7 protein-coding genes are annotated in these 14,613 nt (G+C 61.0%); 4 read left to right on the top strand and 3 right to left on the bottom strand.

Annotated features, from left to right (window positions below):
• Positions 1-174 precede the first annotated feature (174 nt).
• The 3 genes from ToN1_RS23725 (at position 175) to ToN1_RS23735 (ending at position 10,866) form a co-directional block, all read left to right on the top strand.
• The gene (locus tag ToN1_RS23725) at positions 175-6,798 is read left to right on the top strand and encodes a DUF3320 domain-containing protein (protein ID WP_169205602.1); all 6,624 of its coding nucleotides are present in this window, start codon (positions 175-177) and stop codon (positions 6,796-6,798) included.
• A gap of 289 nt (positions 6,799-7,087) precedes the next feature.
• The gene (locus ToN1_RS23730) at positions 7,088-8,557 is read left to right on the top strand and encodes a metallophosphoesterase family protein (RefSeq protein WP_169205601.1); all 1,470 of its coding nucleotides are present in this window, start codon (positions 7,088-7,090) and stop codon (positions 8,555-8,557) included.
• Complete coding sequence (locus ToN1_RS23735) at positions 8,554-10,866, top strand: ATP-binding protein (protein WP_169205600.1); 2,313 nt, start codon at positions 8,554-8,556, stop codon at positions 10,864-10,866. Before ToN1_RS23730 ends, ToN1_RS23735 begins: the two co-directional genes overlap by 4 nt.
• 286 nt (positions 10,867-11,152) lie before the next feature.
• Here the strand turns inward: ToN1_RS23735 and ToN1_RS23740 are convergent, their stop codons facing one another.
• Positions 11,153-12,337 carry a tyrosine-type recombinase/integrase gene (locus ToN1_RS23740; protein ID WP_169205599.1) on the bottom strand — a complete coding sequence of 395 codons (1,185 nt, stop codon included), beginning with the start codon at positions 12,335-12,337 and terminating at the stop codon, positions 11,153-11,155.
• A 179-nt stretch (positions 12,338-12,516) separates the two neighbouring features.
• Between ToN1_RS23740 and ToN1_RS23745 the strand changes: the two genes are divergently transcribed.
• Positions 12,517-13,623, top strand: coding sequence for a DNA-binding protein (locus ToN1_RS23745; protein WP_169205598.1), 1,107 nt, complete (start codon positions 12,517-12,519; stop codon positions 13,621-13,623).
• Between the two features lie 108 nt (positions 13,624-13,731).
• On the opposite strand, the gene ToN1_RS23750 is transcribed toward ToN1_RS23745, so the two are convergent.
• Both ToN1_RS23750 and ToN1_RS23755 read right to left on the bottom strand, forming a co-directional pair.
• On the bottom strand, positions 13,732-14,064 hold the full coding sequence (locus ToN1_RS23750) for a type II toxin-antitoxin system RelE/ParE family toxin (RefSeq protein ID WP_169205597.1): 333 nt from the start codon (positions 14,062-14,064) through the stop codon (positions 13,732-13,734).
• A complete protein-coding gene (locus tag ToN1_RS23755) occupies positions 14,061-14,330 on the bottom strand; it encodes a ribbon-helix-helix domain-containing protein (RefSeq protein ID WP_169205596.1) in 270 nt (89 codons plus the stop codon). Before ToN1_RS23755 ends, ToN1_RS23750 begins: the two co-directional genes overlap by 4 nt.
• Positions 14,331-14,613 lie beyond the last annotated feature (283 nt).

Below are 14,613 nucleotides of genomic sequence, written 5' to 3' on the forward strand. Positions count from 1 at the left end.
CACGCCAATGTCGTGCTTGCCGTGACGGACGCAACTCGCCCTTCGCATATCAGTATGATAAAAGCACTGTCTTGCCATCTGGACGTGCAAGGTCGGACCATGGCCCAGGGGGCACGGAAGGCAGCCAGCAAATGAAGAGTGCCGCGCCAGCGGCTCACTCGGCGGGGGGAAAAAATGGAAGAGCGGCAGATACAAGGCAATACTGCCCCTGTAGACCACGCGCATCACATCGATGCAACATTGGTCGCGAAGCTGAATCTTGCGGACTTCCAGAACGCAATCCCGCTGCTGCGAGAGCTCAGCGTCGCGAATGACGCTGCCGAGGCCATCACCGGCCTCGAGCTTCGCCTCGAATCGGCCCCGGCCTTTCTTAAACCGAAACTCTGGCGGATCGACGCCGTCGCCGCGGGTAGCCGGTATCACGTCACCGACCTCGACGTGGAACTCGATGGCGGGCTGCTGTCGCGCCTGACTGAAGCCGAGAAGGCCACGCTATCGTTTGGACTGCGACGCGCTGGCGATATCCCGGACGAACTGGCTCGCCGCGACTGCATCGTCGAACTTCTGCCGCGCAATCAGTGGGGCGGGCTGTCCCATCTACCGGACCTTGTGGCGGCGTTCGTCCAGCCAAACGAGCCGGCCGTCGAGCGCCTGCTGAAGCAGGCGGCTGAGATTCTCCGTAAAAACGGTCGAAATCCGGCACTGGACGGCTACAACGGTGCCCCGAAGCGGGCGTGGGAGCTCGTCTCCGGCATCTGGAGCGCAGTTGCGGCAATGGGCCTCGACTATGCATTGCCGCCGGCGAGCTTCGAACACGCCGGGCAGAAGGTGCGCGGTCCGGCGCAGATCGCTGAGTCCGGGTTGGCGACCTGCCTCGATCTCGCTTTGCTCTTTTGCTCGGCCCTCGAACAGGCGGGCTTGAATCCGCTACTGGTCTTCACCAAGGGGCATGCCTTCACCGGGGTCTGGCTCAAAGCCGAAGAGTTCTCAACCACGGTGGTCGACGATGTCACCGCACTGCGCAAGCGCGTCAAGCTCAAAGAGCTCGTGCTGTTTGAAACGACCGTCGTTACTCAACGCCCCGCACCGTTGTTTTCAGAAGCCGCCCGGCTCGGCGAACAGCAGATTTCCGAGGCGAAGGAAGAAGGCTTCGAGCTTGCGGTGGATATCCGTCGTGCCCGCCTGCAGCGGATCAAACCGCTGGCAAGCCACGAGGAGCCTGTCGCCGTTGCCCCGGCCGAGCCGCCCCCTGTGGTCGAGCTTCCGGTCGAAGATGCTCCGGATCTGCCCGACGAAGACATCACCGTCGAGGCAGATCCGGCCACGCTCGATCCCAAGGATCGACTCGCACGCTGGCAGCGGAAGCTCCTCGACTTGTCGCTGCGTAACAACCTGCTGAACTTCAGGGCGGGAAAGAAATCGCTGCGACTCGACGCGCCCGATCCGTCCTCGCTCGAGGACCTCCTGGCCGGGGGACAGTCCGTCAAGCTCCTGGCGCGGCCCGACCTCATGGACGGTTCGGACCCGCGCAGTCAGGCGATCTATGAGGCGCGCGAGCGCGAGGACCTGCGCCGGGCGCACGCCCTCGACGCCCTGAAGCGATGTGAGGTGTTCGTCGGTCTCGCGCAGGATGAGCTGGACGCGCGCTTGGTCGAGTTGTACCGGTCAGCCCGTAACACCATGCAGGAAGGCGGCGCCAACACGCTGTTCCTCGCCTTGGGCTTCCTGTCTTGGACGCGCGACGACAAAGCCGGCCAGCGCTACCGCGCGCCGTTGATCCTCGTGCCGGTCACGCTGAACCGCAAGAGCGTCCGTTCGGGCTTCACCTTGACCCTCCATGACGACGAGCCACGGTTCAATCCGACGCTCATCGAAATGCTACGCCAAGACTTCAAGCTCAATCTCGGCGTTGCCGAGGGCGAGCTCCCCAAGGACGAGGCCGGTCTCGACGTCGCCGCCATCTGGCGGACGGTCTCGCAGGCGATCAAGGACATCAAGGGTTGGGAGGTGACGGAAGACGTCGCGCTGGCGATGTTCTCCTTCGCCAAGTACCTGATGTGGAAGGATCTGACCGAGCGCACCGATCAACTACGCGAGAATCCGGTGGTGCGTCACCTTATCGACACGCCCCGCGAGCCCTATCCCTCGGGCGTGGCCTTCCCGAATCCCAAGCGCCTGGATCATGATTTCGCGCCGGAGCAGACCTTCTGCCCCCTCCCGGCCGACTCATCGCAGCTTTCGGCAGTCATGGCCGCTGCCCGCGGCAAGGACTTCGTCCTGATCGGCCCGCCGGGGACCGGCAAGAGCCAGACGATCTCCAACCTCATCGCGCAGTGCCTGGCCGAGGGCAAGCGCGTACTCTTCGTCTCCGAGAAGATTGCCGCCCTCGACGTGGTGTACCGCCGTCTGCGGGAGGTCGGCCTGGGGGAGTTCTGCCTCGAGTTGCACTCCAGCAAGGCCCGCAAGCTCGATGTACTGGCCCAGCTCCAGCGAGCCTGGGAGACCCGTGGCGAAGTCGATCCCGAAGTATGGCGCACGGAGGCGGCGCGGCTGAACAGGCTGCGCGGCGAACTCAACGCCTATGTCGAGCGCCTGCATTACCGGCACCGAAACGGCATGACGATCTTCGAAGCGATTGGTCGCGTCGTCGATGGGGCGAATCTGCCCGCCCTGGCCATGTCCTGGAACACGCCGGGCGTGCATGACGTTGCCGCCCTGGAAACGCTGCGCGACATCGCCGACCGTCTGGAAGTAAACGCCCGGGCGGTCGGGTATGACCATCTCCTCAGCAATCCGCTGGCGCCCATCGCGCAAGGCGACTGGTCACCCAATTGGCAGCAAACCGTGCTCGATGCGGCGCGCGCTGTCGTTTCCACGGCCGCGGCGGTCGAGCAGGCCGCTGAGCGATTCCTGCAGGCGATCGGACTTTCGCCCATCACGCTGGACCGCAGGACCCGTGGCGCCGTGGCCGTACTCGCTCGTACCCTGCCGAATGCCGCGGGGCGCGACTGGCGCTTCGTGTTACGGGCCGATGCGCGCTCGATCGGCGAACGGCTGCAGGCCGGTGCCGCGCTCCTGGCCCGGCACCGGCCTGCAAATGACGCGCTCTCACCGCAATGGCCGGAGGGGGTGGTTGCCGCATGCCTGCAGGGTTTGCAGCTCCTGCAACAACGCCGGAAGACACTGGCCCACATCCCCCAGCCGTGGGCAAGTAACGTGGCCGATGAGCTGCGGAAAGGCATCGGGCTTCTGGACGAGATGCTCCAGACGACGAAGCAACTCTCGGTGCAGTACGGCGAAGGGGTCGAGTTACTCAACGTAAGCCAGCTCCAGCGCGAATGGGCCAAGGCGGAGAAGGCGATCTGGCCCCTGTCGTGGCTTGGGAAACGCCGCATCCGCAAGCAGCTGGATGGCGCCGTCGCCGGTGAGGGAGAGCCCGATGTGGCGAAGGACTTGCGCGCGCTCGTCCGGATCCGCGCGCTGCGTGCCGAGGTCGCCGCCCTCGAAATCGGTGCTGCGACGGACGGCGTCTGGGCCGGCCTGCGGACACGTGCGGAGCTCGCCCAGTGCGCGCTGAGCTTTCAAGGCGCGCTGCATGCCGCACGGAACGAGGAGCCGTGGGACGATAGTGGCTTCGACCCCATCGCCGAAGGGCGCTGTGGCGAGCGCATGGCCACGGCGCTCGCCCAGCTGCGGGCGCTGCGGGCGCTCGATGGCGAGCTGAAAGCGCTGGATCACCTCGGCGCCGCCACCAGCGGCCTGTGGGGTGGCCTGCAAACCCACACCGATCATCTCGCTGCCGCACTCCGTTTCCTTGCCGCCGTGCAGGAGGTGCGGGAATCGGGGCGGCTGTCCGGCGATCACGAGGCGGTGGCCCAGGGCGCGTGCGGCGCCGTCTTGGCGAGCGATCTTCGGCAATTGCTTGAGCGCGCCGAGCTCGAACGTCAGCTTGCCGACTACGATGACCTGCGAGAGCGCACGGCTGGGCTGTGGAACGGCCTCAAGACCCGCATCGACGAGGTCGAACAGGCCCTGAAGTTCCAGAGCGCGATTTCGGCCGCGGTGGCGAGCCTAGCGAGCACACCGGAGCAGATCAGCGCGGTCAAGGCGCCGCTCGAGCGCCTCATCGGGGAGGGCAATGCCCTGCTGGCTGCCGGCGGCGCGATCACCGAATCCGGCAATACCTATCTCGAGGCATGGGGCTGCTTACAACCGGCTATCGACCACCTCGCGGGCGCCGGGTACTTCTCCGACAGCACCAAGAACGAGTTCGGCGAGCGAGCACTCGACGAGCTCGTGACGCGCTGCACCGCCATCATCCACGCAGAGCACCGTCTTCACGCCTGGTGCGCATGGCGCAAGACGCGCGACCAGGCCGTGGCGCAGGGCCTGACGTCGCTCGTGGCGGGCATCGAGCAGGGCACCGTCGCAGAAGGGAGCGTGCGTCGCGCCTTCGAAACCAACTACAGCCGCTGGTGGCTGAACGCGGTGGTCGACGAAGAGCCCGTGATCCGCAGTTTTGTTTCGGCCGAGCACGAGAAGCGCATCGACGACTTCCGGGCGCTGGACGACCGTTTCACCGCGCTGACGCGGGCCAGCATCCGCGCCGCGCTGTGTGCGGAGCTTCCCACCCAGGAGAGTGTCACCCGTAATTCGGAGTGGGGCACCCTGCGCCACGAGATGAGCAAGAAGAAACGGCACTTGCCGCTTCGCGAGCTGCTGTCACGAATTCCAGCCGCGCTGCCCAAACTCACGCCATGCCTGCTCATGAGCCCACTGTCGATCGCGCAGTACCTTGCCACCGATGCCTGCGCCTTCGATGTCGTGGTCTTCGACGAGGCATCGCAGATCCCGGTATGGGATGCGGTGGGTGCGATCGCCCGCGGCAAGCAGGTCGTCATGGTCGGCGACCCGAAGCAGTTGCCGCCGACCAGTTTCTTCGACCGTGCCGAGTCGGATCTGGACGACGAGGACGTGGAAGGGGACCTGGAGAGTATCCTCGACGAGTGCCTGGGGGCCAATCTGCCAACGATGAATCTCGCGTGGCACTACCGTAGCCGCAATGAGAGCCTGATCGCCTTCTCCAATCATCGGTATTACGGCGGTTCGCTCGTCACCTTCCCGTCGCCAGTCACCGAGGACCGAGCGGTGAGCTTTCACCACGTCAGCGGTGTGTATGAGAAAGGCGGCGCCCGCATCAACAAGCCGGAGGGGAAGGCGCTGGTCGCAGACCTGATCGCGCGGCTGAAATCGCCGGGATTCAGCGCGTCGGGCCTCACGATCGGGGTGATCACCTTCAATTCGGAGCAGCAGGCGTTGATCGAGGACCTGCTCGACGAGGAGCGCCGCAAGGATCCTTCCATCGAACCCCATTTCGCCGAGACGGCGCTGGAGCCCGTGTTCGTGAAGAATCTGGAAAGCGTCCAGGGTGACGAGCGCGACATCATGTACTTCTCGATCACCTACGGCCCCGACCACGCCGGCGCGGTCTCGATGAATTTCGGCCCAATGAATCGCGACGGCGGTGAGCGGCGCCTGAACGTGGCCATTACCCGCGCCCGTCACGAGCTGCGGGTCTTCTCCAGTCTCAAGGCCGAGCAGATGGATCTTGCTCGCACCCAGGCTGCTGGCGTGCGTGATCTCAAGCACTTCCTGGAGTTCGCCGAGCGAGGTCCGCGCGCTCTAGCGGAAGCCTCCATCGGCAGCCTAGGCGGCTTCGAAAGCCCGTTCGAGGCGGGAGTCGCCGCCGCGCTTGCCCACAAGGGCTGGCAACTGCACACACAGGTCGGGGTTTCCGCCTTCCGCGTCGATCTCGCGGTGGTACATCCCGAAGCAGCGGGCTCCTACCTCGCCGGGATTGAATGCGACGGCGCCACTTACCACCGCTCAGCCACGGCCCGTGATCGGGACAAGCTCCGCGAGCAGGTCCTGCGCGGCTTGGGCTGGGAAATCCTGCGGGTCTGGTCCACCGACTGGTGGATCGATGCCGAGGGCACCCTGAACGCGCTCGATGCCCATCTGCGCGCACTCCTCGAGGCGAGCAGCGCGAAGCGCGCCGCGGAGGCGGAGAGGACAGAGGCATCACGGCTCGTGGCCGAAGCCGTGATCGCCCGGGTCAAGGAGACGGCGGATGCGACACCGGCCTCTCCCGAGGAAGCCGACTCGGCGGGGACTCCAGCGGACGGCGCCACATTGGACGCTGACACCTGGAATGGTCATCGCGATGCGGAGATCGCCTCCGCGACATATGCCAGGAACGCGGCGGCATCGCCACCTGCGGCGACCGCCGTCTTCGTCGAAGCGGACCCGGCGTCGGTGGTTCCGGCCGTCAATCCGGACGCGTTTTTCGAGGCAGCTTATGACATTACGCTGAACGCGCAGATTGCACACGTCGTGACCGTCGAGGGACCCGTGTTGGACGCCGTGCTCGCCCGCCGCATCGCCCGCGCGCACGGTTGGTTGAGGACCGGTTCGCGCATCAGGGAGCGGATCGAGGCGCTGGCAGCGCAGACGTACTCGACCACCAAGGAAGACGTCGGGACGTTCTACTGGCCAAATAGCGTCGATCCCCTAACTCCCGTCGTCTTCCGGCGATCGACCGATGCTGCGCGGGCGGTCGACGAAATCTGTTTGGAGGAGCTTGTCGCGCTGGCGCACGAAGTCTTGGCCGATGGCGCACCGGAGGATGACTGCGTCGTCGCAATGGCCCGCCGGGCAGGCTTGCACGCGCTCAGGGCGCCAAGTCGCGCCCGCTTGGAGAAGGCGCTGCAATATGCAGTCTCTCATCGACCGATGTAGGAGCGCCACCATGATCGGGAATGTCAATCGAAGTAGAACGCGAATGCCGCCCTCAGCTACTGGTCCTCGGCCTGACTGTTCATTGGGGACCGGAGCCATCTACGTTCGGAATGAATCCGCAGTAGCTCAGCGGTCGCCTCCAAGGAATTGGTCACCGTTGACCGCCCGGCACTTTTAGTCATAGCTGCCAATATGGTGTGAAAGCTATTAATCGTCATAGAATCCGGAGTACATGAGCCCTCAATACACACTATGAGCGACTGCTTGCCTGAGGAAGGAATTCTCACCTGTGTTCTCAATACTTCACATCTCTGACCTTCATCGCACCCCCAATGCGAAGATTTCAAATGAGGAGCTTCTATCGGCGCTCATCCGGGACCGTGACTCCTACACACGGGGCGACAACCCCATTCGCTCGCCCGACGCGATTGTAGTGAGCGGGGATATCGTGCAAGGGGTACCACTGAAGGCGCCGAACGGTCAGGCAACTTTGCAGGCACAGTATGACGAGGCCGAGGACTTCCTGCGAAAACTCGCCGCGGAATTGGTCGAGGGCGATCACTCCCGGGTCATCATCGTTCCCGGAAACCACGACATAGATTGGCAGCTAGCAAAACAAGCAATGCAGTTGGTTGAGGTGGGCGATTTACCGGCGAATGTGCTTGGTGCTTTGCAGGAACCGAGCAGCCTATATCGCTTCTCGTGGGCCACGAGGGAGGTGTTCCAAATCTTCGATACCGAACTCTATGGCAAGCGGCTAGACGCTTTCTGGAAGTTCTTTGAGTCGTTCTATTTCGAGGTTGCCGGGTTGCTTCGGGTTAAGACCGGAAGCGACGCCAATCTGTACTCATTGCATGGTGGGCGGATTGGTGTGGCGGCATTCAATTCTTGCCACGGCAACGACTGCTTTACCTTTCACGGCTCTATTCCTGCCAAGGTGATTTCGCAGACGCATCTCGATATGCGTAGTCTTGGACCCTTTGAGCTTTCCATCGCAGTGTGGCACCACAATCTAGAGGGTCCTCCTTACAGAACGGACTATATGGACATCGAGATTGTCCGCGCAATGATCGCCCGCGGCTTTCGGGTGGGGATGTACGGCCACCAACACCGTGCTCAAGTGTCCGCGCAGTCCTTGCGACTCGCAGCGTCGGAGACTATGGCAATTCTTGGGACTGGTGCCTTGTGCGCCGGAGGGGCGGATCTACCGAGCGGCAGTAATCGGCAATACAGCATCATCGAAATCAACGACGACCTTTGCAGTGCTCTAGTGCACGTACGTGAAGTCATGGCGTCCGACATGTTCGGGCCTGCCTCGCTGCCGTCGTTTGGCCGCCGCAGCTCCATGGAAGTCACCTGGGACCGGCCAACGAACTCCCTTGGAGCGCCGATTGATACCGAGCAAAGGGCTCTCACAACCGCTGTCGAAGTAGCCGAGCGGCTTGTGAAGGCATCATGTCATGCTGATGCTGTGACCAAACTTTGGCCTCTACGCAATCAGCTTTCAGGGTATGGCCGCAAGCTCTTGCTCTCCGCCGCCGAAGCCGCCCGCGACTGGCCCCCTCTCGTCGAACTGACACTTGAGCCGGGCAGCATCGAAGAATTGGTCCTTGGCGTTGAGGCGCGAATTCGTATGGGTGATTGTGCAGCCGCCAAAGCACATGTAGCCCAATACACACCCCGCCTCCAACTTCCTGCGCATCAGGCGAGTGAGTTATTGGCCCGTATCGCTGCAGAAGAAGGGTTGAGAAAGAAATGAACGCACAGGCAATCGACAAAATCGTCTTTGAGGTCGACATCAGCAAGATGATCGAACTCCTAGCTGCACAAATTTATCCATCCCCTTTAGCTCTGCTGCGAGAAAACATCCAGAACTCGTTTGATGCCATTTTGCAGCGACTGCACGCGGGCGACATTTTCGAGCCGCTCATTGATGTCACGATTACACCGCAAGAAATCACGATCACCGATAACGGGAAGGGGATGTCAGTTGCTGAGCTTAGAAACAATTTTTGGAAGGCTGGATCGAGCAGCAAGAATACCCCGGAGGCTCAGGCGGCAGGTGTCGTTGGGACTTTTGGCATCGGTGCGATGGCGAACTTTGGAATCGCGAGTTCACTGTCGGTTGAGACCGAGAGCATCCAGACACGCGAACGAACGGTTTGCTCGGCGGAGAAGGCGAAGCTATCTGTGACTGAGGAATGCATAACATTCCAATCACTTGAGCCTGCTGGTCAATTCGGCACGACGATTCGCGCTAGCATCGCAAGAGGCTCAGAGGTCGATGTGCATGGTGCGACTGAATACATCCGCGAATTCGTTAAATACTTGCGGTTTCCTGTAAGGGTAAACGGGGTTATCGTAAGCCTCAGCGATATGAGTAGCGCAGTCCCTAGCTTCGCGCAGGCTTGGAAAAGCAGCGGAGGCGGGATCTCATTCGGACATGGCGTCACCGGCGATTTTGAACTGGAGGTGGCCGGGACTGGTGAGACCCGAATTGCGCTATCCAACGTTACAGTTGATTCGGTTCCCGTAGAAGGGCGCGTTATCCTCCGCGAAAACGCGGGGAGCATCATGACCTATCGTAACGCGTTTGGCCTAGCGACTGCAGCGGTAGCGAGCCGATACAACTTTGGTGGCGTCGCGGACTTTCTGTTTTTTAAGCCGACTGCAGGAAGAGAAGCCTTGACCACAGGAAGTGTCGCAATGCTCCAGAGAATTCTGGGGCCTCTTGATGAGTTCGTCTCTTTAGAATTGGCGAAGAGGCCGGAAGCCAACCAAAATGCGAACTTTATTGCGTGGGTTCACGCACATCGCCGCTATGAGTTGTGCGGCTTCATGCGGGCTCGCATTGAGCCAGGAGATTCTGAGACTCTTGATAATTTGAAGAAGCGCTCGCTCATAAAGCCTCTTCTTGTGTATGCGGGCAATGATCAGTCAATCATTAACCTGGGCTCCGATGAACAGCCAATGGTCATCCTTGCGCGGCAAACCGCCCGTCGAGATTGTGAGTACCAATATCTCACACAATTTTGCTCGATCGAAGAGATTAGCAATGAGCCGAAAGTTCTGAGTGTCGTCCCCGAAAGTGAATACTCGTTGTCGGAATCCGCTTTGGCGTTTCGCCTCTCGACAATAGTATCGAGCGACTATTTTGTCTCAACCGACATCCGCTTCGGAGAACTCTCTCACGGTTTACCAGTCCTTGTGCAGGACAAGTTAAAGCCTGTGCAAATCGTTCTTCAACGTTCCAGCCCATCACTTCAGATGATGAAGCGGGTATATGAGAAGGAATATGGTGCTTTCGAGCATATGGTGAAGGACTTTGTTCGCAATATCATTTTTCCTAAGATTTCGTCTCTCGTTCCAAGCGCCACTCGTCAGGGAGCTGAAGCCTTCCTAAACACTATTCAACGCAACCGAGAGGTATTCGAATACGAGTACGATGATGTCGAAAGCTTGACGAAGGTTTGGAACGACTACATTGATGGCAAGATCACCCAGCCCCAGGCAGCGGCGCGCGTTAATGCGATGGCCAAGCGTAGCCGTCAGGTTATTGATGCCGCCGCCGCTGGCCCTATCGCCGAGGTAGTGCCAGATGTTATCGAGAACGAGCAGGTTATACCTGGCGAAAGAGGCAATCTAGATGCTCAGCCACCAATTGAGCGTCTCGATATCGAGACTCCTCGCAAGCTTCTGACTATTGGGGCGAGAGAACCTGCACTGCGAGGCTATCGATGCTTTCTCGCACTGACGGAAAGGATTCGTGACGAGCGGGGAGATTTCTTCCTCCAGCCGCATCGCACCTCGATCGTCTGGGGAGGACAAAAGGCACTCTTCATTTTTGAGCACCACTCAGGGGATTTCGGGCTTTACTATGAGATTCAGACGATGCTTCCGGTGAGTACCGTGTCAGGTGGAGGCGCTGTTGAAACTTGCACAATTGTCATGAAGAACCGGATATTCATTCCGATACCAACTCACCTTGAGAGCAGCTTCGTTCCAGAGTCAGGTGAGAAAAAACGCTTGGATGTACGATGCGAGTTGCTGTACATCGATAGAAAATAAATGGGACGCTACCGCATGCAGTTGGTGTCGCGTACGGGGTCGCATTCCGATTCGCTCAGCGGCCATTGGAGAACCACTACTTGTGACCGTTTGTACGCATGTTCACGTTTGATGGCTGACAGAAGTAAGCAAACGCAACCATTCACGCCGAGGGGTCTGGACGGCTGTTCAGGCCGACGAAGAAGCATCTGTTTGTTGGGTCCCGAAAAGGAGCGGGGCGTGAGGTGTGAGAACCTAATCCTGCTCCTGGAGCAACAATGCGTGCAGAAGGTGCTTCACTTTCCACCTACCAGCCGATCCGATGCTTGCGTTCGGTGGCCTGGTGGCGCTGGTCATCCTCGGAATGGAGATACTTGCTAGTTGTCGAGATGGACTCGTGGCCCAAATTGTCCCGCACAAACCGCAGGTCCATGTCGCTGTCGGCCATGTTCGAACCGGCGGTGTGCCTCAGCCAATGCGCCGATCCTGAGCGGAGGAGTTGAGCGCGCGAGCAAAACTCCGCACCGCGTGCCTCAAGACGCTGGGCTGCCCGCTCAAAAACCTCCTTCACAATCAGATGGACGGCGCTCCGCGTCAGTGATCGTTGTCGTCCACCGATGGGGAGGAGGAGGGGAGTGGGCTCGCCCGAAAGCGGAAACGACGTCAGGCCGTTTTCGCGACGATAGCGCGCCAGTTCCACCGTCAACTCGTTGGTCGCGGGCACGATCCGCGTCTTGTCGCCCTTGCCGGTCACTTCGAGCCACCAGCGCTCCTCGCCATCCCGGTCCCGCCGTGCAAAGAATCCGCCCATGGTATTTGCGGTCACCTCCGAGATCCGGAGGCCACACAGATAGAGCAAGCTGAAGAGCCATCGAACCCGGAAGTAGTGCGCGCGTTCGCGATCCGTCTCACGCGGCATCGCTTCGATCGTGGCTTTGACCTCGGTCCAGAGCTCCTCATCAAGGAAACGGATGATGCGCGGCTTGGCTTTGCGCTGGCGCTGACGGGATAGCGATAGGGGATTGCCGGCGAGATAACCGGCATTCACGAGCCACGAAAACAGCGTATTGAGGATCACAATCGCCTGGCGCTGGCTCGTAGGCGACAGCGGTCCGGCAAAGGGACGCCACTCGGGGTCGAAGCGCGACCATTTGCGGCCCGCCTTCATGACCCAGCGTTCAGCCGGTTGCGGATCGCCCAGAAATCGCTGGTACATCAGGAGGTCTTCGTGGGTGAGGGCGGAGAGAGGCTTACCAAGCTCCGTCACGGCCCACAGCAGGAGCCGTTCCGCTTCCTTGCGGTAACTATCGAAGGTCGTGCGCGTATCGGCGAAGCGCGCGAGCCACGCCTTGATCGCCTCGATATCGTTCTGCGCGGCAATCTGCGGCCGGATGCCGACGGCGCGGTTGGCGCCGGCGCTGCCGTCGAGATCGTTATGAAGTCGGACAAGTTCGAGCGGCGCAACGGCGCCAAGCCGTACTAGGTCGGTCATTACTGGAGCCTTCGCAGGTGTGCCCAATTCTCATGATAAAGCCCCCGACATAATTCGACAGTAGAGTCATAATGTCAAATAGTATGGGTAGATCGCACGAAATAGTACGTGTTACGTTGTATTATTCCTAACACTCCCGTCAAACATCGCCGCTTGTCCTGTGGAGCCCAGTCGCAGCCATGAACATCGAAAGCGAAATCCGTGAGGCCATCGACGCGCTGCGCGACACGACGGCGAACACCCAAGAGCTGTATCGAGAGGCTTGCGCGCTTTTGTTCTTCCGCTACGGCATCACGCCGACCGCCAACAAGCTCTATCACTTCGTCAGAAAAGGGAGCATGTCTGCGCCGGCGGAAGCCTTGGCGCGTTTCTGGGAGGAGTTGCGAGAGAAGAGCCGGGTCCGCATCGAACACCCTGACCTTCCCGACACACTGAAAGCGGCGGCCGGGGAGTTGGTCGGCCGCCTATGGAACGATGCCCAAGCGGCTGCACAGGAAGATCTGAGCGCCTTCCGACAGGAGGCCGACGCTCGCGTTGCCGCGGCCGAGGCTGCAACGCTGCGCCTCGAGCACGACCGGCAGGCTGCCAACGACGAGCTCGAGCATCTGCACGAGGCGTTGGATGGGGCTTCGGAGCGCAACCTTTCACTGGAGCGCGCTGTGGCAGCGGAGCGCGCGGAAAAGGAGGCGCTTGCCCGGGAGCTTTCGGAAGCACGGCAACAGCACCAGGCGCTCGAAGTGGAATTGTCCGCGGCACGCAAGGACTTTGCGTCCGAGCTCGAAAAGCTGCGCGCTGCCTTGCGGCGTGCGGAGGATCGCTACGAAGCGGCCGAGAAGCGGGCTCTGCTGGAAATCGACCGCGAGCGCACGGCCACAGCGAAGATGCAGAAGGAACTGACTCAAATGCGGCTGGCGAATGCGGATCTCGTTCAACGGCAGCACGACGAACTCGGTGCCCTCCAACGCGAGTTGGGAGACATCCGTCAAAACCTGGGAGCCGCAGAAGGCAGTCTCATGAAGATGAAGGAGGTCGCGGGGCAGCACATCGCACAGATCGACGCAATGCGCGGGCAGCTTTCACAGCGAACAACCGAGGCTGCGCTCCTGCGGCGCGAGTTAGAGCTCCGTGACGAGAAGATCAAGACTATGGCGCAGCAAATGCGGCCCGCGCCAGAACCGGGCGATGCACGCCCCAGCCCGAAGCCGAAGGCGCGAAAGCGGAAACCCTCGTCGCCGGTTGCAGTTGCGGGTGCTGTAACCACAACACCGCCCCCGAAAGCTCGCTAGATGAGGATCGCCGCGCGATTGGTCGCGGATTTTCACTTTCGCTTCAGTTAAACGTCGCTGCTTGAGCGACATTTTCATGATTACTTCCAAATCAGTACCACTTTTACTTCACTTACCGCCCGTGCTGTTGTCGTCCAGATCGTCGTGCAGGATCGCTTCGTAATCCTGGCCGCCGTAGAACACGCCGATGATGGAAACCAGATCGGCGGCGACGTCGAAGGCGATCACGGCGCGCTTTCTGTAGTGCGTGATGCGAAGGCCGGGCCGCACATCGTCGCGCCTGGTGCCGCGCTGCGGAAATGTGCGCAGGCTTTCGCAGTAGGAGACGATTGCCTCGGTGTAGCGCGCGGCAACTTCAGGCGAGGCGGCCGCCGCGATGTAGCGGTACAGCTCGGCAAGCTGCTCTTCGGCCTCGGGGGAGAAAACGACCTGATAGTTCATCGCGCCTTCGCGTGTTCGGCCGCGAGGCGGGCACGCACCTGGTCGGCGGTGACGGCGCGGGTGGGATCGGCTTTCAGGGCGTCATAGGCCGGACCGACCTCGTTGTGAAGCCAGGCTTCGACGGCACGATCACGCGCCATCAGCGCCCGCAGGCCATCCCGGATCACTTCGCTTTCGCTGGCGTACTCGCCAGTTCGCACCTTCGCCTTCACCACGTCCGCCATGTCATTGGGTAGGGTGATGCTCATTTGCTGGGTGGTTCGCATAGCGGCCTCCTTTGGCTTCGATAGGATTTAATCCTACTCGCGTCGTGGTCAGCAGTCCAGCCTCCTCGACGCTCGTCATTTCGCGCCACGGCAAGCGGAATAGCTTTCGAGAACAACCCGACCGCACAGGCGCTACGGCTCGATACTCTCATTCGTGTCAGCGAGTCTAGAATACAAACAGGGTTGGATTGATATTGCTCACGCCTAGAAGCATCGCTGTACTGTTCAGCGGCTTTGCTTCGTCTGGCTGTCGCCATTTTTCTGTTAAAAATGGTGCCATCTT

The sequence above is a fragment of the Aromatoleum petrolei genome, from assembly GCF_017894385.1.
Taxonomy (GTDB): domain Bacteria; phylum Pseudomonadota; class Gammaproteobacteria; order Burkholderiales; family Rhodocyclaceae; genus Aromatoleum; species Aromatoleum petrolei.

Excerpts from the sequence above, each read along its gene's own strand:
- ToN1_RS23725 (WP_169205602.1), top strand. The coding sequence starts at position 175 with ATGGAAGAGCGGCAGATACAAGGCAATACTGCCCCTGTAGACCACGCG.
- ToN1_RS23755 (WP_169205596.1), bottom strand. The coding sequence starts at position 14,330 with ATGCGAACCACCCAGCAAATGAGCATCACCCTACCCAATGACATGGCG.
- ToN1_RS23740 (WP_169205599.1), bottom strand. The coding sequence starts at position 12,337 with ATGACCGACCTAGTACGGCTTGGCGCCGTTGCGCCGCTCGAACTTGTC.
- ToN1_RS23750 (WP_169205597.1), bottom strand. The coding sequence starts at position 14,064 with ATGAACTATCAGGTCGTTTTCTCCCCCGAGGCCGAAGAGCAGCTTGCC.
- ToN1_RS23735 (WP_169205600.1), top strand. The coding sequence starts at position 8,554 with ATGAACGCACAGGCAATCGACAAAATCGTCTTTGAGGTCGACATCAGC.
- ToN1_RS23745 (WP_169205598.1), top strand. The coding sequence starts at position 12,517 with ATGAACATCGAAAGCGAAATCCGTGAGGCCATCGACGCGCTGCGCGAC.